Genomic DNA, 16,208 nt, shown 5'->3' on the forward strand with positions numbered 1-16,208 from the left:
TTACCCCTTAGTTTTTACGGAACATCTTCAGCATGCGCTGAGTGACGGTGAATCCACCGAAAATATTGATGCTGGCGATCAGCACGGCGATAAAGGAGAAGAAGCTCACCCAGCCGCCATGGCCAATCTGCAATAACGCACCGACGACGATAATCCCTGAAATCGCGTTGGTGACCGACATCAAAGGGGTATGTAATGCATGGCTGACGTTCCATACCACGTAGTAGCCAACCACGCAGGCCAGCGCAAACACCGTAAAGTGCGACAGGAACTCTTTTGGCGCAGCATCCGCCAGCCAGCCGAACAGGATGATGGCCAGCGCGATCAGGCCGTACTTGAGCCACGGCGACAGCGGTTTTTTCTCTTCTTTAACCATCGGCGCCGCCGGCTGTGCCTGCTTCGGCTGGGCAGAAACCTGGATTGGCGGCGCCGGCCAGGTCACTTCGCCTTCGCGCACCACGGTAACGCCGCGAATGACGGTATCGTCGAAATCGATGTCGATTTCGCCGTTTTTCTCTTTTGACAGCAGTTTAAGCAGGTTAACCAGGTTGGTGCCGTACAACTGCGAGGATTGGGTCGGCAAGCGGCTTGGCAAGTCGGTATAACCGATGATTTTCACGCCGTTGTCGGTCACGGTAACCCGATCGGCCACGGTCAGTTCGCAGTTGCCGCCGGTTTGCGCCGCCAGGTCGACGATTACGCTACCGGGCTTCATGGAGGCCATCATCTCTTTGGTGATCAGCACCGGTGCCGGTTTGCCAGGGATCAGTGCGGTGGTGACGATGATATCAACCTCTTCCGCCTGCGCGGCGAACAGCGCCATTTCCGCCTTGATAAACGCCTCGGACATCACTTTGGCATAGCCATCGCCGCTGCCGGCTTCCTCTTCGAAATCCAGCTCGAGGAATTCGGCACCCATGCTCTGTACCTGCTCCTTGACTTCCGGGCGGGTATCGAAGGCGCGCACGATCGCCCCCAGGCTGCCAGCGGCACCAATAGCCGCCAGGCCGGCCACCCCGGCACCAATGATCATCACCTTGGCCGGCGGTACCTTGCCGGCGGCGGTGATCTGGCCGGTAAAGAAGCGGCCAAATTCGTGTGCCGCTTCGACAATCGCGCGATAGCCGGCAATGTTGGCCATTGAACTCAGCGCGTCCATCGATTGCGCGCGCGAAATACGCGGCACGGAATCCATCGCCAGCGCCGTCACGTTACGCGCCGCGAGTTTTTCGATCAGCTCCGGATTTTGCGCCGGCCAGATAAAGCTTACCAGGGTGCTGCCTTCGCGCATCAGGACGATTTCATCATCCTGCGGTGCGTTGACCTTCAAAATCAGATCCGATTGCCAGACGTCGGCGTTATCGGTAATCGTCGCCCCAGCCGCTTCATAAGCGACGTCGTCAAAGCTTGCCAATTTACCCGCATCGCGTTCAATCGCGACGCTAAAGCCCAGTTTCAGCAACTGCTCTACCGTTTTCGGCGTTGCAGCAACGCGGGCTTCATTGGCCAACCGTTCTCTTGGTACACCAATACGCATAATGTTCCCTTCCGAATTATGTTTTTTTATCGTCCTACCCCATAGCGATAGCGCCGGCCGACAGGGCGTGAGCCGCCGTTGTTGGCAAATAATTGACAGCGCTATCTATAACCTACTGAAAATAGAATCGATGATCCATTGTTGCTTGGGCCAATCCGTCAGTTTTTACATAAAAATTCACTCCAGACCATGACGCACCGCAATTTTTCGTCAGAGACTGCTCTTGAAAGCGTGGAAAATCACATTATTTCTGTTGGCTACGGCTGGCAGAGTTGCGGTAGCCACGCGCCACCGGCGCATAAAAGTTATGGAATTGTGAATAATTAACGCTTATCTCGCTAAACGCTTTATTATCGAAACTTATGGAATTTATTTGCCAAAGCGACCCTGGTGGAGTAAACAGATTTGTCGCACGCTATGACATAAATTGCTGAGACACCTGCCAAGAATACATGTAATAATCAACGGCTGAATGACACATCAACAGTTCAGCACGTTATAAACGTTAATGCGCTAGGCGAAAGGATTTTTTATGAAGCTGAAGACCACGATCATCGCGTCAGCCTTGTTTACACTCACTGCGCTCTCTGCTCATGCGGCGCAAGAGTTGACACCTGAAAAAGCAGCGGCAATCAAGCCGTTTGATCGCATCACGATTACCGGGCGCTTTATTGCCATCAATGAAGCCGCCGACGCAGTATCCCGCCGTGCAGACAAACTGGGCGCCGACGCCTTCTATATTCAAGACATCAACAACGCCAACAATGGCGGCAACTGGCGCGTCACCGCAGACATCTATCATAAAGATGCGCCGGAAGTGAGCAAAGACACCAATTATCGCGAGTTCAACGGCGTTAAAGAACTGCCGAAAGATCAGGCCTATCTGCTGGAACCTTATGATACCGTCAGCGTTAGCGGTTTCTTCCGCAGCCAGCCTGACGTCAACGACGCCATTTCAAAAGCAGCCAGCAAAAAAGGCGCTGCGTCCTTCTTTATCGTACGCCAGGTTGATGCCAACCAGGGCGGCAACCAATACGTCACCGCGTATATCTACAAGGCCGACGCGCCGAAACGCGTGGTACAGAGCCCGGATGCCATTCCTGCCGACTCTGAAGCCGGCAAGGCCGCGCTGGCCGCTGGCGGTGCCGCTGCTGCGCAGGTGGAAATCCCTGGCGTCGCCTCTTCCGGTTCGCCAAGCCGCGACGTGGGCCGTTTCTTTGAAACCCAGTCGTCGACCGGTCAACGCTACACTGTAACGCTGCCTGACGGTACCAAGATTCAGGAAGTGAACAACGTGACTGCCGCGCAAATGCAGCCGTTTGATTCAGTGACCTTTACCGGCCACTTCAACAGCATGACCGACGTTTCGACCGAAGTCGCCAAACGCGCAGCGGCCAAAGGCGCCAAGTACTATCACGTCACGCGCCAATGGCAGAACAAGAGCGGCGGCAATCTGACCGTCAGCGCCGATTTGTTCAAATAATCCGCACGGTATCGAGTCACTACGGGCAGCCATCGCGCTGCCCGCTTTTTTTGCGCTATTTTCAGAATCGACTGAATAATTTTTTGCCAATTACGCATATTCAATCATTGCATCCCGCAGCTTCCATCCGTAAAATTCGCGCCAAATTCAGGGCTATTGTCTCTGTTCGCAATTAATCTCATTGCGTTCTTGCTGTTCAATAGGCGCTCGCCAGCTGTTTATTCTGTATTCGGGAACCGTCATTGGAAAAAAAATTAGGTCTAACCGCGTTAACCGCTCTGGTGCTCAGCTCAATGCTTGGCGCCGGCGTGTTCAGCCTGCCACAGAATATGGCGGAGGTGGCCAGCCCGGCGGCGTTGCTGCTTGGTTGGGGTATCACCGGCGTTGGCATTTTATTCCTGGCTTTCGCCATGCTGCTGCTGACGCGACTGCGTCCCGATCTTGATGGCGGTATTTTTACCTATGCCAAAGAAGGTTTTGGCGAACTGGTGGGCTTCTGTTCCGCCTGGGGTTATTGGCTGTGTGCGGTCATCGCCAACGTTTCCTATCTGGTGATCGTCTTTGCCGCATTGAGCATTTTCACCGATCGCGGCGGTGAGGTGATTCTCGGCGATGGCAACACCTGGCAGGCGCTGATTGGCGAATCGCTATTGCTGTGGGTGGTTCACGCCCTGGTACTGCGTGGGGTACAGACCGCAGCCAGCATCAACCTGGCCGCAACCCTCGCCAAGCTATTACCGCTGGGGCTATTCGCGGTACTGGCGGCAATGGCTTTCAAAATGGATATCTTCACCCTCGACTTCCATGGCATCGCGCTCGGTAAACCAGTATGGGAACAGGTCAAGGACACCATGCTGATTACCCTGTGGGTGTTTATTGGCGTAGAGGGCGCGGTGGTAGTTTCCGCACGGGCGCGGCATAAAAAAGACGTGGGCCTCGCCACCATGCTGGCGGTGGTTTCGGCGTTGGGGGTTTACCTGCTGGTAACCTTGCTGGCGCTCGGCGTGGTGCCGCGCAGCGAGCTGGCGCAGATGCGCAATCCGTCGATGGCAGTGCTGATGGTCGATCTGATCGGCCCCTGGGGTGACGTGATTATCGCCGCCGGCCTGATTATTTCCGTTTGTGGCGCTTACCTGAGCTGGACCATCATGGCGGCGGAAGTGCCACTGCTGGCAGCGCAACACGGTGCGTTTCCAAAAATCTTTTGCAAGCAAAACAAGAACCATGCCCCTTCGGCGTCATTATGGCTGACCAACGGTGCGGTACAGGCGGCGTTGGTGCTGATCTGGCTGACCGGCAGTAATTATAATTCGCTGCTGACCATCGCCTCCGAAATGATCCTGGTCCCCTATTTCCTGGTTGGCGCATTTCTGTTTAAAGTCGCGCTCAAGCGCAATGACAAACGACTGATATTTGCCGCCTGCGGTGCCTGTCTTTATGGGATCTGGTTGCTGTACGCATCGGGGTTGATGCATCTGCTGATGTCGGTATTGCTGTATGCGCCGGGTCTGTTGGTGTTTATCTACGCCCGACGCGGGCATGACGGCGCCAAGCTGTTGAGCAGACTGGAGAAAAGCAGCATTTTCCTGCTGCTGATAGCCACGGTGCCCGCCAGTTGGTTTATGATGCAATAAGATAAAAAAGGCCGGGTGAATACCCGGTCATTTTTTTTGCGCAGCAATGGTAATGCGCTCACCCACCTGCGTCACCACCACCCGTTCGGCGCATTCCTGCTGAATCGCCGCCAGCTGATTTTTGTCTAACGCATACGGCAGCTGGATATCAAATACCGCCAACCCCTGCTGTTGCGCCAGATCGATAAGACGAATGATGTTGGTTTCATCGCTGACCTGCGTGGAAACTACCTGTAAAGCCAGCTCTTTCAAATGCTCTTTGCGCGTCTGCGTGGTGGCCACGCGCGATTTCAATACCATGCCAAAAATAGGCATCACACCATAAATTGCATCTATGAAGCGCCAGTGCTTCTTGCACGATGATGACAGAAAATCCATGTAATCAAAGCAGATTTTCTCACTGTGCGCGACGGATGCAAGGTGGCTGTTGCTCATCCCCTCAATTCCTCTGTTGGCCAGTGTATAACATCCTGAAATGGATAATCGATGCGAAGCTATAACGACTTTCTGCCGTATAATGGCATAATTCCCCTATTGTTTGCCAGCCTGTGCAGGAGCTTTAAACGATGGAACATACACACTCGGCGCCGGTACTGATCACGGGCGGCGCCCGCCGGATTGGTCTGGCGCTGGCCAAATCCTTTTTGCAACGCGATGTGCCGGTGATTATTGCCTACCGTAGCGATTATCCGGCGTTGGCAGAACTGAAGGCGCTGGGAGCGATGTGCATTCAGGGCGATTTTTCCAGCCACGACGGCATTTATCAGTTTGCCGATCGGGTGAAGCAAACCACGGAAAAATTGCGCGCGGTGATCCACAACGCCAGCGCCTGGCTGGCCGAATCGCCGCAAACGCCGCCGGAACACACCATGGCCGCAATGCTGCAAATACACGTGTATACCCCCTATCTGCTCAATCAGTTACTGGAATCCTGCCTGCGAGGGCAAGGCCAGGCCGGGGCGGATATCATTCACCTGACGGATTACGTGGTGGAAAAAGGCAGCGATAAACACATCGCCTACGCCGCCAGCAAGGCAGCGCTGGATAATATGACGCGCTCGTTTGCCCGCAAGCTGGCACCTGAAGTCAAGGTCAACGCCATCGCCCCCTCGCTGATCATATTCAATCCGGGCGATGATGAAGCCTATCGCCAGCAGGCGCTGCAGAAGTCATTGATGAAGGTTGCCCCCGGCGAAAGTGAAGTGGTCGAACTGGTCAATTACCTGCTGGCCAGTCGCTACGTCACCGGCCGTACCCATGGCGTGGATGGCGGACGTCCACTACGTTGATCCCTATGGTCCGGCACGGCGCGTGGCGCCGTACCCGTCTGGTTGATAAGCAAAAAATGCACAAAATTGTTTTTGTAGAAGACGACGAGGAGGTCGGCAAACTGATTGCCGCCTATCTGGGTAAACATGATATCGACGTGCTGGTGGAGCCGCGCGGCGACACCGCTCAGGCGCGGATTGAACAGGAGCAGCCGGATCTGGTGCTGCTGGACATCATGCTACCCGGCAAAGACGGCATGACGCTGTGCCGCGATCTGCGGCCAATCTTCCCGGGCCCCATCGTGCTGCTCACCTCGCTCGACAGCGACATGAACCATATTCTATCGCTGGAGATGGGCGCCAATGATTACATACTGAAAACCACGCCGCCGGCGGTGCTGTTGGCGCGCTTGCGTCTGCACCTGCGCCAGCATGGCGGGCAGAGCAAAGAGGACGGCGTGCCGCCGTTGACGCAGCATAACGCGCTGCATTTTGGCCTGCTGTGCATCGACCCGGTCAACCGCCAGGTAACGCTGGCAGAGGAAAGCGTCACCCTGTCTACCTCCGACTTCGATTTGCTGTGGGAACTGGCAACCCACGCCGGGCAAATCATGGATCGCGAAGCGTTGCTGAAAAGCCTGCGCGGCGTAAGCTATGACGGTATGGATCGCAGCATTGACGTGGCGATCTCCCGTCTGCGCCGCAAACTTTATGACAACGCGCTGGAACCGTTTCGGATTAAAACGGTGCGCAACAAAGGCTATCTGTTCGCCCCCAATGCCTGGGAGTCGGCGCAACAATGAGGAAACTCTTCGTTCAGTTCTTTCTGTTGCTGTTCGTCTGCTTTCTGGTGATGGCGATGCTGGTCGGGCTGGTATACAAAGTGACCGCAGAACGCGCCGGACGCCAGTCGATGGATGACCTGATGAAAAGTTCGCTGTATCTGATGCGTAGCGAACTGCGTGAGATCCCGCTGAAGGACTGGAACAAAACCATCGATACGCTGGATTTGAACCTGTCATTCCAACTGCACATCGAACCGCTTGGCAAGCAGAAACTCAGCGAAGAGATGCAAAAAAGGCTGCGGCTGGGCGAGATCATCGCGCTGGACGATCAATACACCTTCATGCAGCGCATCCCACGCAGCCACTATGTTTTGGTCGTCGGCCCGATCCCCTATCTGTTCTACCTGCACCAGATGCGATTACTCGATTTGGCATTGCTGCTGTTTATCGGCCTGTCGCTGGCGCTGCCAGTATTCCTGTGGATGCGCCCGCACTGGCAGGATTTACTCAAATTGGAGAACGCCGCACAGCGGCTCGGCGCCGGTCACCTGGATGAGCGTACCCATTTTGATCCTACATCCAGCCTCAATCGACTGGGGGTGGCGTTCAATCAGATGGCGGACAACATCAACACCCTGATCGCCAGCAAAAAACAGTTGATCGACGGCATCGCCCATGAACTGCGCACCCCGCTGGTACGCTTACGCTACCGGTTGGCCATGAGCGATAACCTGGCCGAGGCCGAGCAACAAGCGCTCAACCGTGATATCGGCCAGCTGGAGTCGCTGATTGACGAATTGCTGACTTATGCGCGCCTCGATCGCCCGCAGGTAGCCCTCAATATCGAGCCACTGGATCTGCCCGGCTGGTTGCAGGACAAGGTCGAGGATATCCGCGTGATACACCCGCAGCGCGATATCGAGCTGGATATACCGCATCGCGGCGACTTTGGCGGCGTCGATCTGCGCCTGATGGAGCGCGTGCTGGACAATCTGGTCAACAATGCGCTGCGCTATTCGCAGCAGCGGTTACGCATCGGTTTGTGGTTCGACGGTGATATCGCCTGCCTGCAGGTCGAGGATGACGGCCCTGGGATCCCGCCGGACGAGCGTCTGCGGGTATTCGAACCGTTTGTTCGCCTCGATCCCAGCCGCGATCGCGCCACCGGCGGCTGCGGCCTGGGGCTGGCGATTGTACATTCCATTGCGTTGGCCTACCAGGGCCAGGTACAGGTAGACGCCAGCCCGCTCGGCGGCGCCCGCTTCCGTTTCTGTTGGCCAGTCAAATATTCGTTATTACTCAAAGCCGATCCGCAGTTAAGCTGACCGGATCGCTATTCAGGAGCTGAGACATGACATCTGCACATACTTCATCCGCCTATCACCAGTTACGTAGCCTATTCAGCCGTCTGTCGCGTTTCGGCCATCTCTCGGCCATTGCCGGCTGGGATATGCAAACCATGATGCCGCCCGGTGGCAGCAAGGCGCGTTCACAAGCGCTGGCGGAGCTGAGCGTACTGCAACACCAGCTGTTGACCGCTGAAAAAACCGGCCAGTTGCTCGAGCAGGCGCAGCAGGAGTCCCTGGACGATACCGACCGCGCCAACCTGCTGGAAATGCGCCGTCACTACGACAACGCCGTGCTGATGCCTGAGTGGCTGGTCGAAGCCAAGTCGCTGGCCGGCGCCCGTTGCGAGCACGCCTGGCGCTCACAGCGCCCGGCCAATGATTGGCCGGGATTTGCCGACAATCTGCGCGAGGTGGTAAAACTCAGCCGCGAAGAAGCGCAGATTCGTGCTCAGGCCGCCGGCAGCAGCCGTTACGATGCGCTGCTCAATCTGTTCGAACCTGGCATGCGCAGCAGCGATCTGGAACGTATTTTTGGCGACTTGAAAACCTGGCTGCCGGATTTACTGCAAAAAGTGGTCGCCAAACAGGCGCAGCAACCGTGCCTGATGCCGCAAGGCCCGTTCGATGTCGACACCCAGCGCAAACTGAGCCTGAGCGTCATGAAATTGCTGGGGTTCAACTTTGACGCAGGCCGGGTCGACGTCAGCGCGCACCCTTTCTGCGGTGGCGTACCTGAAGACGTGCGTATCACGACCCGCTACAACGACCAGGAATTCCTCACCGCGCTGCTGGGCATCGTTCATGAAACCGGCCACGCCCGTTATGAACAAAATCTGCCGCGCGACTGGCTGGGACAACCCATAGCGCAGGCGCGCTCCACCGCGATTCATGAATCGCAGAGCCTGCTGTTTGAAATGCAGCTGGCGCGCAGTAGCGACTTCCTGAAGATCCTGCGGCCGTTGGTTGTCGCGCAGTTTGGCGATCAGCCGGCGCTGGAAGAAGGCAATTTCATCCGCCTCAACCAGCGGGTAAAACCAGGCTTGATCCGCGTTGATGCGGATGAAGTCAGCTACCCGGCCCACGTGATTCTGCGCTACGAAATCGAAAAGGCGTTGATTGAGGGCGATATCGAGGTCAACGACATTCCGGCGTTGTGGAATGAGAAAATGCAGCAGTATCTCGGGCTGGACACCGTTGGCGATTACCGCAACGGCTGCATGCAGGATATTCATTGGACCGACGGTGCGTTTGGCTATTTCCCTACCTATACGCTGGGTGCCATGTACGCCGCACAGCTGTTCGCCACCATTGGCAATGCGTTGCCGAATTTGAGCGATGACATTGCACGCGGCGACCTCAGCGCTCTGTTCCACTGGCTGCAACAACATATCTGGCGTCACGGCAGCCGTTACCCGACGGAAACGCTGATTGTCAATGCCACTGGTGAGTCGCTTAATCCGCACTATTTCCGTCAGCATCTGGAAAACCGTTACCTGTAAGTTCTCCGGCGCGGAAAACCCGCGCCATTTCTCCCCTGTTTGGCCGACAGGGTTTCATGACCCACGGCGGTGACCTTGTTCGCCATAGTCACAGATGGCTGGCGGGGTGTTCTCCATATGTATGTTGTAACTAAAATAGCCGACAAGCGCCGATAATCCCTCTGGCGCATCGGTGAATCAACGCTGGATGGGCGTAGCGTGTTCGGCTATCAGCGTTGCCAGTAGCGGCCTTAACGGCTGCGGCAGATCGTGTCCCATCTCGGGGATCAGCTGTAATTTTGCCGCCGGTATCGCACCTGCGACCGCCAGTCCACCGGCCTTGCGCACCATGCGATCGGCGCTGCCATGAATCACCAGCGTAGGCGCCTGGATGCGACGGCTATAACGCCGCAGATCGCCACTGCCCAGTAAAGCGGAAAGCTGACGCTGCAAGCCTTCGTTATCCACCCCCCGCTCCAGCAAGCGCGTGACCAAATCATCCAGTTCCTGCGCGTCCATCGGATAGCTTTTACTGGCCAACATCGCCAGACGCTGCTTGAGAAACGCATGCTGCTGCGGCGGCGTGGCGTTGGTCGGCGGGCGCCGCAATAGATGGAGCAACAGCGACGGCGCCGGCGGAGGCAGCAGCGGTTGGTTGGTGCTGGAAAACAGAATGGTCAGCGTCTGTATGCGATCTGGATGCTCGGCGGCCAGCACTTGCGCTATCATCCCTCCCATTGAGCCGCCGACCACGTGCGCCTGCGCTATCTGCAGGTAATCGAGCAGCGACACCGCGTCGGCCGCCATGTCTTCCAGACAGTAAGGCACTTCGCTTTGCCAGCCCAGTTGCGCGCGTATCATCAGCCACCACAACGGTTGGCGGCGGCGCTGCTGGGTTTTACCGGAAAGTCCAACGTCGCGGTTATCAAAACGAATCACCCGAAACCCTTTCTCTACCAGATCGCGGCAAAACGCATCCGGCCACAGCAGCATCTGCGCCCCGATCCCCATAATCAACAGTAGCGGCGGATGAGAAGGATCTCCCCAATCTTCATAGGCGATCGGCAGTTCGCCGTTGTCCGTCAGCCCTTTTCGTAGCGCTATCTGCTGCATAAACAGTCCTTTATCATGGTCATCGAGCCACTATTGTAGCGCACGTACATAAGGTTACACGCCGAAACCAATCACTCACGGAACGCACTGAGGCATTGCTCTATGATTTTTTCACCGGCCCCGCTGTGGGGTTGATAGATAAACCATCATTTGAGGATGTAATCATGAAGAAAGTATTCGCTCTGGTTGTTGCTGCGGCAATGGGTTTGTCTTCGGTTGCGTTTGCTGCCGACGCTGCCACCACCGCGCATAGCGCACCGGTTAAATCGTCGCACGTCACCAAACACCATGCCAAGAAAACCACCGAACAGAAGGCCCAGGCCGCCAAGAAACAGGTGAAGGCCAGCGCTAAAAAAGCGCCAGCTCAGAAAGCCCAGGCGGCCAAAAAGCAGCATAAAAAAGCCAGCCATAAGAAAGCGTCCAGCACACCGGCAGCCTGATTGCGGCCTAACCTCAGCCACCTTGTGTCACACCCGGTTCTCCGGGTGTTTTTTATCGGGGGTTCTCATTGATGCTGCGTCGTTATTTATTCGAAATCATCCTGATCGCCCTGATTGCCTGCGGGCTGATCGCCACGATTTTTTATCTGTGATTTTCCTGGCGTAACGCATAAAAATTTATCGAAAAATCAATTACCGACCATCCCCAGAATGATGATTTCAGTCTATAGTGAACATTCAATGAGTTTATGGATGACCCGTATTTATCAGGCGAAAGATCTATGCGCAGATCCGTGTTAATGTTGTTGTGCTCATTTCCGCTTGTGATGACCTGGCCTGCGTGGCCAGATAGCCCTTCCGATACCTTAATGGCCGAGCAAACCCGGCTGTTTTTCGGCAAAGATGATCGTATCAAAGTCAGCGATACTGACGGTTGGCCCTGGCAGGCCATTGGCCAGCTAGAAACCGCCAGCGGTAACCTGTGTACCGCGACGCTGATTTCCGCGCATTTGGCGTTGACCGCAGGACACTGCGTGCTGGCGCCGCCTGGAGCCCTGGACAAGGCAATAGCGCTACGCTTTATCGCTCGGCATAACGGCTGGGCCTATCAAACCGAAAATATCGAAACGCTGGTTGACCCTCGACTGGGCAAAAAACTCAAACCGGATGGTGACGGCTGGATTGTGCCACCCTCGGCGGCTGCCTATGATTTTGCTCTTATCCGTCTGAAAGATCCCGCACCGCTGCCGGTCAGGCCGCTACCGCTGTGGCAAGGTGACAGCAAAGCCCTGACGCAAGCGATGAAACAGGCCAGGCGGCTGATTACCCAGGCCGGTTATCCGGAGGATCATCTGGACGATTTGTACAGCCATCAGAATTGCAAGGTTACCGGCTGGGCGCAGCAAGGGGTGTTGTCGCACCAGTGCGACACGCTGCCGGGCGACAGTGGTTCCCCGTTATTGCTGAAAACCGCTGACGGCTGGCGACTGATCGCCATCCAAAGCTCGGCACCGGCGGCGAAAGACCGCTACCGCGCCGATAACCGGGCATTGGCGGTCACCGCCATTTATCAACAGTTACGCAACCTGGCGGCAAAAAAATAGCCCGCAGCCGGTAATTTGCTCCCGGCGGCGGGCTATTCGCCCTGTCGGGCTAGCCCGACAGCTGTTCGATGGTCTGCAAAATACGCTTGTCGGAAATCGGGTACGGTGTCCCTAGCTGCTGGGCAAACAGACTAACGCGCAGTTCCTCAATCATCCAGCGCACCTCCCTCACCTCGTCATCGTCACGGCGCTTTGGCGGCAGTTTGTTCAGCCATTGCTGCCAGGCCTGCTGTACCTGCTCAACCCGCAGCATCTGCGCACGGTCGCGATGTGGATCGATCGCCAGCTTCTCCAATCGACGTTCGATGGCCTGCAGATAACGCAGCGTGTCCGGCAAACGCTTCCAGCCGTTCTGGGTGACGAAGCCGCGATAGATCAATCCATTCAACTGGGTTTTAATATCCGACAGCGCCAGGGCCAGCGACATGTCTACCCGCCCTTTCAGCCGCTTGTTGATGTTGAACACCGTGGTCAGAATCTGCTCCACCTGCTTGGCAACGTTAACCACCGTCTCGTTCAAATCGGCACGGATCCGCTCCTGCAAGCGGGCAAAATCCTGCTCCTGCCACACCGGACCGCCGTTTTCGGCGATCAGTTTGTCGATACCGCAGGAAATGCAGTCGTCGATCAAATCCAGCACTTTACCATACGGGTTAAAATACAGCCCCAGCTTGGCCTTGTTCGGCAGTTTTTCGTGCAGATACTTGATGGGCGACGGAACGTTAAGCAGCAGCAGGCGGCGTGTACCGCGCCACATGGCCTGCCGTTGTTCCTGTTCACTGTCGAACAGGCGGATCGCCACGCTGTCTTTTTCATCGACCAGCGCCGGGTAGGCTTTTACCGAATAACCGCCGCGTTTCTGCTCATAAAACTCTGGCAGTTTGCCAAAGCTCCAGATATGCAGATCGCTTTGCTCCAGCCCGTCATCCGCCACCGCCGACAGCGTTTCCTGCACTTTTTCTTTCAGTTGCAGCTTCAACGCCGCCAGATCCTTGCCTTCACGCAGCGTCTGGTGTTTGTCACCCACCACGCGGAAGGTCATTTTTAAATGATCCGCGACCTGATCCCATTGCCAATCATCACGTGACACCGTCACTCCAGTCATACGCCGCAGCTCACGCTCCAGAGAGTCCAGCAGCGGCATTTCCAGCGGCGTGGCACGGCCGAGGAAGGCTTCGGCATAGTTTGGCGCGGGGACAAAGTTACGGCGAACCGGCTTGGGCAGCGATTTGATCAACGCAATCACCAGCTCGCGCCGAATACCGGGGATTTGCCATTCAAAGCCCGCGTCGTCGACCTGATTGAGGATCGCCAACGGGATGTGCACCGTGACGCCATCCGCATCGGTGCCCGGTTCAAACTGATAGGTCAGCCGCAGCTTGAGGTTGCCCTGATGCCAGAAGTTCGGGTAATCCAACGCGCTGATCTGATTGGCACCCTGCTTGATCAGCATCTCTTTTTCAAAATTCAGCAGCTCCGGCTGCTGCCGTGCCGTCTGTTTCCACCAGCGATCAAAGTGACGTCCCGACACCACGTCCGACGGAATACGCCGGTCGTAGAAGCTGAATAACGTCTCATCATCCACCAGAATGTCACGCCGGCGTGATTTATGTTCCAGTTCTTCCACTTCGGCGCGCAGCTTGAGGTTGGCGCTGAAGAATGCGTGGCGCGTCTGCCAATCGCCCTCAACCAGTGCATGGCGGATAAACAGCTCACGGCATAGCAATGGATCGAGGTTGCTGTAATTGACCTGCCGCGCGGCGACGATCGGCAGGCCGAATAGCGTCACTTTTTCGCTGGCCATCACCGCCCCTTGCGATTTCGACCAGTGTGGCTCACTGTAGTGGTGCTTGACCAGATGCTGTGCCAGCGGTTCGATCCATTCCGGTTCGATGCGAGCGGCAATGCGCCCCCACAATTTGCTGGTTTCCACCAGTTCCGCCACCATCACCCATTTCGGCGGCTTCTTGAACAGTCCAGAACCGGGGAAGATGGCAAAACGCGCGTTGCGCGCCCCGCTGTATTCCTGTTTGTCGGCATCTTTCTGGCCGATATGCGACAGTAAACCGGTCAATAGCGCCAGATGCACGCTGCGGTAATCAGACGGCTCGCTGTTGATCGGCAAACCCAGTTCCTTCACCACCTGGCGAAGCTGGGTATAGATGTCCTGCCATTCGCGCACCCGCAAATAGTTGAGATAATCCGTACGACACAACCGGCGGAACTGGCTGGATGACAGCGCTTTCTGCTGTTCTTGCAGGTAGTTCCACAGGTTGACGAAGGCGATGAAATCCGAATCCTTGTCGGCAAAGCGCCGGTGCTTTTCGTCGGAGGCCTGCTGTTTGTCCATCGGCCGTTCACGCGGATCCTGAATCGACAGCGCGGCGGTGATGATCATTATTTCGCGTACGCTGCCGCTGTTACGCGCCTCCAGCACCATGCGCGCCAGACGCGGATCGATCGGCAACTGCGCCAGCTGTCGCCCCTGCGGCGTCAGTTGGTAATGGCCATTTTCCAGCGTGTTGATCGCACCGAGCTCTTCCAGCAGCCGGACGCCATCCTGGATGTTGCGCTTATCCGGCGCTTCAACGAACGGGAATGCGGCAATATCGCCAAGACCCAGCGACGTCATCTGCAAAATGACCGAAGCCAGGTTGGTTCGCAGGATTTCCGGGTCGGTAAACGCCGGTCGCGACAGGAAATCCTGCTCCGAATACAGACGAATGCAAATCCCTTCCGAAACGCGACCGCAACGCCCTTTACGCTGGTTGGCCGACGCCTGGGATATCGGTTCTATCGGCAGGCGCTGTACTTTGGTGCGGAAGCTGTAGCGGCTGATGCGCGCAGTGCCGGGATCGATCACGTATTTGATGCCCGGTACGGTGAGCGAAGTTTCCGCTACGTTGGTCGCCAGCACGATGCGACGACCGTGGTGCGACTGGAATACCCGGTTCTGCTCACTGTTCGACAGCCGTGCATACAGCGGTAACACCTCGGTGTGCGGCAGATTGAGCCGGCTGAGCGCATCGGCGGTGTCGCGAATTTCACGCTCACCGCTCATAAAGATCAGGATATCTCCCGGCCCGGCGCGCCCCAGTTCGTCTACCGCATCGAAAATCGCCTGCAGCTGATCGCGCTCGCCATCATCGGCGTCGTCAACCACCGGTCGATAACGCACTTCAACCGGATAGGTACGCCCGGAAACCTCGACGATCGGCGCATTGTTGAAGTGGCGGGAAAAACGCTGGGGATCGATGGTTGCCGAGGTTATGATCACCTTTAAATCCGGGCGCTTGGGCAACAGTTCGCGCAGATAACCAAGAATGAAATCAATATTCAGACTGCGTTCATGCGCTTCATCGATAATCAGCGTGTCGTATTGCATCAGCAGCCGATCCTGCTGGATTTCCGCCAGCAGGATGCCGTCTGTCATCAGTTTGACCAGCGACTGCTCACCTACCTGATCGTTAAAACGCACTTTATAGCCGACGCTGCCACCGAGCGGTGTGTCCAGCTCATCGGCAATGCGGTTGGCGACGGTACGCGCCGCCAGCCGGCGCGGCTGGGTATGGCCGATCAACCCTTTGACCCCACGCCCGAGTTCCAGGCACATCTTCGGTAACTGGGTGGTTTTGCCCGAGCCGGTTTCCCCGGCAACGATCACCACCTGATGGTCGCGGATCGCCTTGAGGATCTCCTGTTTTTTCTGGCTGACCGGCAGGTTCGCCGGATAGCGGATATCTGGACATGAGGCGGCACGCGATTGCACTTTCTGCAACGCGGCGGCGATGTCGTGTTCGATCTCGGCGGCGACGGCCTGCAGAGCTTCGGGATTTTTGACTTTTCGTGCGCCAAGCAGCCGACGCTGGAGACGCTGTTGATCACGGAGCATCAGATCATCCAATTGCGATGACAATGCCGCGAGCGAAGATTTCACGTTCGGTATTCCTTGTTTCACGCTGCCGGACGCGCTGCCGGTAACGGTATAGAATGATTTTAGCTATTTTTCAGCAATAGA

At 56.5% G+C, this 16,208-nt stretch carries 13 protein-coding genes; 9 read left to right on the top strand and 4 right to left on the bottom strand.

The features are described 5' to 3' along the window. Positions 1-7 precede the first annotated feature (7 nt). On the bottom strand, positions 8-1,537 hold the full coding sequence (gene pntA, locus AC2AXP_RS07075; protein ID WP_484381522.1) for a Re/Si-specific NAD(P)(+) transhydrogenase subunit alpha: 1,530 nt from the start codon (positions 1,535-1,537) through the stop codon (positions 8-10). Positions 1,538-2,069: 532 nt separating this feature from the next. On the opposite strand from pntA, the gene ydgH reads away from it, so the two are divergent. Further along, positions 2,070-3,020 carry a DUF1471 family protein YdgH gene (gene ydgH, locus AC2AXP_RS07080; protein WP_004962706.1) on the top strand — a complete coding sequence of 317 codons (951 nt, stop codon included), beginning with the start codon at positions 2,070-2,072 and terminating at the stop codon, positions 3,018-3,020. 242 nt (positions 3,021-3,262) lie between these two features. Next, entirely contained in the window at positions 3,263-4,654 is a 1,392-nt protein-coding gene (locus AC2AXP_RS07085; protein ID WP_484381523.1) for an amino acid permease, read from the top strand. Positions 4,655-4,681: 27 nt separating this feature from the next. Here the strand turns inward: AC2AXP_RS07085 and AC2AXP_RS07090 are convergent, their stop codons facing one another. Further along, positions 4,682-5,089 (bottom strand): hypothetical protein, encoded by a 408-nt coding sequence (locus AC2AXP_RS07090; protein ID WP_004962699.1) that lies wholly within the window; start codon positions 5,087-5,089, stop codon positions 4,682-4,684. Between the two features lie 131 nt (positions 5,090-5,220). Here AC2AXP_RS07090 and folM point away from each other — a divergent pair, with 131 nt between their 5' ends. Genes folM through AC2AXP_RS07110 form a run of 4 tightly spaced genes read left to right on the top strand, consistent with a single transcriptional unit; the run spans position 5,221 to position 9,555 of the window. Next, the gene (folM, locus tag AC2AXP_RS07095) at positions 5,221-5,943 is read left to right on the top strand and encodes a dihydromonapterin reductase (RefSeq protein WP_004962696.1); all 723 of its coding nucleotides are present in this window, start codon (positions 5,221-5,223) and stop codon (positions 5,941-5,943) included. 56 nt (positions 5,944-5,999) lie between these two features. After that, complete coding sequence (rstA, locus tag AC2AXP_RS07100) at positions 6,000-6,725, top strand: two-component system response regulator RstA (protein WP_039992717.1); 726 nt, start codon at positions 6,000-6,002, stop codon at positions 6,723-6,725. Beyond that, the gene (gene rstB, locus AC2AXP_RS07105) at positions 6,722-8,032 is read left to right on the top strand and encodes a two-component system sensor histidine kinase RstB (RefSeq protein ID WP_004962689.1); all 1,311 of its coding nucleotides are present in this window, start codon (positions 6,722-6,724) and stop codon (positions 8,030-8,032) included. Before rstA ends, rstB begins: the two co-directional genes overlap by 4 nt. 26 nt (positions 8,033-8,058) lie before the next feature. Beyond that, positions 8,059-9,555: a carboxypeptidase M32 gene (locus AC2AXP_RS07110; RefSeq protein WP_484381524.1), complete on the top strand. Its 1,497-nt coding sequence runs from the start codon at positions 8,059-8,061 to the stop codon at positions 9,553-9,555. Positions 9,556-9,732: 177 nt separating this feature from the next. Here the strand turns inward: AC2AXP_RS07110 and AC2AXP_RS07115 are convergent, their stop codons facing one another. Beyond that, a complete protein-coding gene (locus AC2AXP_RS07115; protein WP_198773050.1) occupies positions 9,733-10,647 on the bottom strand; it encodes an alpha/beta fold hydrolase in 915 nt (304 codons plus the stop codon). A 164-nt stretch (positions 10,648-10,811) separates the two neighbouring features. Between AC2AXP_RS07115 and asr the strand changes: the two genes are divergently transcribed. From asr to AC2AXP_RS07130, 3 genes are all read left to right on the top strand, one after another. Then, positions 10,812-11,087: an acid resistance repetitive basic protein Asr gene (gene asr, locus AC2AXP_RS07120; RefSeq protein WP_088499701.1), complete on the top strand. Its 276-nt coding sequence runs from the start codon at positions 10,812-10,814 to the stop codon at positions 11,085-11,087. A 71-nt stretch (positions 11,088-11,158) separates the two neighbouring features. Next, positions 11,159-11,239: a small membrane protein YdgU gene (ydgU, locus tag AC2AXP_RS07125; protein ID WP_458575476.1), complete on the top strand. Its 81-nt coding sequence runs from the start codon at positions 11,159-11,161 to the stop codon at positions 11,237-11,239. A 129-nt stretch (positions 11,240-11,368) separates the two neighbouring features. Next, complete coding sequence (locus AC2AXP_RS07130; protein WP_039992085.1) at positions 11,369-12,190, top strand: trypsin-like serine peptidase; 822 nt, start codon at positions 11,369-11,371, stop codon at positions 12,188-12,190. 49 nt (positions 12,191-12,239) lie between these two features. Here AC2AXP_RS07130 and hrpA read toward each other — a convergent pair whose 3' ends face one another. After that, positions 12,240-16,127 carry an ATP-dependent RNA helicase HrpA gene (gene hrpA, locus AC2AXP_RS07135; protein WP_273868327.1) on the bottom strand — a complete coding sequence of 1,296 codons (3,888 nt, stop codon included), beginning with the start codon at positions 16,125-16,127 and terminating at the stop codon, positions 12,240-12,242. Between the last annotated feature and the right edge of the window lie 81 nt (positions 16,128-16,208).

Source organism: Serratia sp. Sp408, assembly GCF_057180665.1.

Excerpts from the sequence above, each read along its gene's own strand:
- AC2AXP_RS07090 (WP_004962699.1), bottom strand. The coding sequence starts at position 5,089 with ATGAGCAACAGCCACCTTGCATCCGTCGCGCACAGTGAGAAAATCTGC.
- folM (WP_004962696.1), top strand. The coding sequence starts at position 5,221 with ATGGAACATACACACTCGGCGCCGGTACTGATCACGGGCGGCGCCCGC.
- asr (WP_088499701.1), top strand. The coding sequence starts at position 10,812 with ATGAAGAAAGTATTCGCTCTGGTTGTTGCTGCGGCAATGGGTTTGTCT.
- pntA (WP_484381522.1), bottom strand. The coding sequence starts at position 1,537 with ATGCGTATTGGTGTACCAAGAGAACGGTTGGCCAATGAAGCCCGCGTT.
- ydgU (WP_458575476.1), top strand. The coding sequence starts at position 11,159 with ATGCTGCGTCGTTATTTATTCGAAATCATCCTGATCGCCCTGATTGCC.
- rstB (WP_004962689.1), top strand. The coding sequence starts at position 6,722 with ATGAGGAAACTCTTCGTTCAGTTCTTTCTGTTGCTGTTCGTCTGCTTT.
- AC2AXP_RS07115 (WP_198773050.1), bottom strand. The coding sequence starts at position 10,647 with ATGCAGCAGATAGCGCTACGAAAAGGGCTGACGGACAACGGCGAACTG.
- ydgH (WP_004962706.1), top strand. The coding sequence starts at position 2,070 with ATGAAGCTGAAGACCACGATCATCGCGTCAGCCTTGTTTACACTCACT.
- AC2AXP_RS07130 (WP_039992085.1), top strand. The coding sequence starts at position 11,369 with ATGCGCAGATCCGTGTTAATGTTGTTGTGCTCATTTCCGCTTGTGATG.
- rstA (WP_039992717.1), top strand. The coding sequence starts at position 6,000 with ATGCACAAAATTGTTTTTGTAGAAGACGACGAGGAGGTCGGCAAACTG.
- AC2AXP_RS07110 (WP_484381524.1), top strand. The coding sequence starts at position 8,059 with ATGACATCTGCACATACTTCATCCGCCTATCACCAGTTACGTAGCCTA.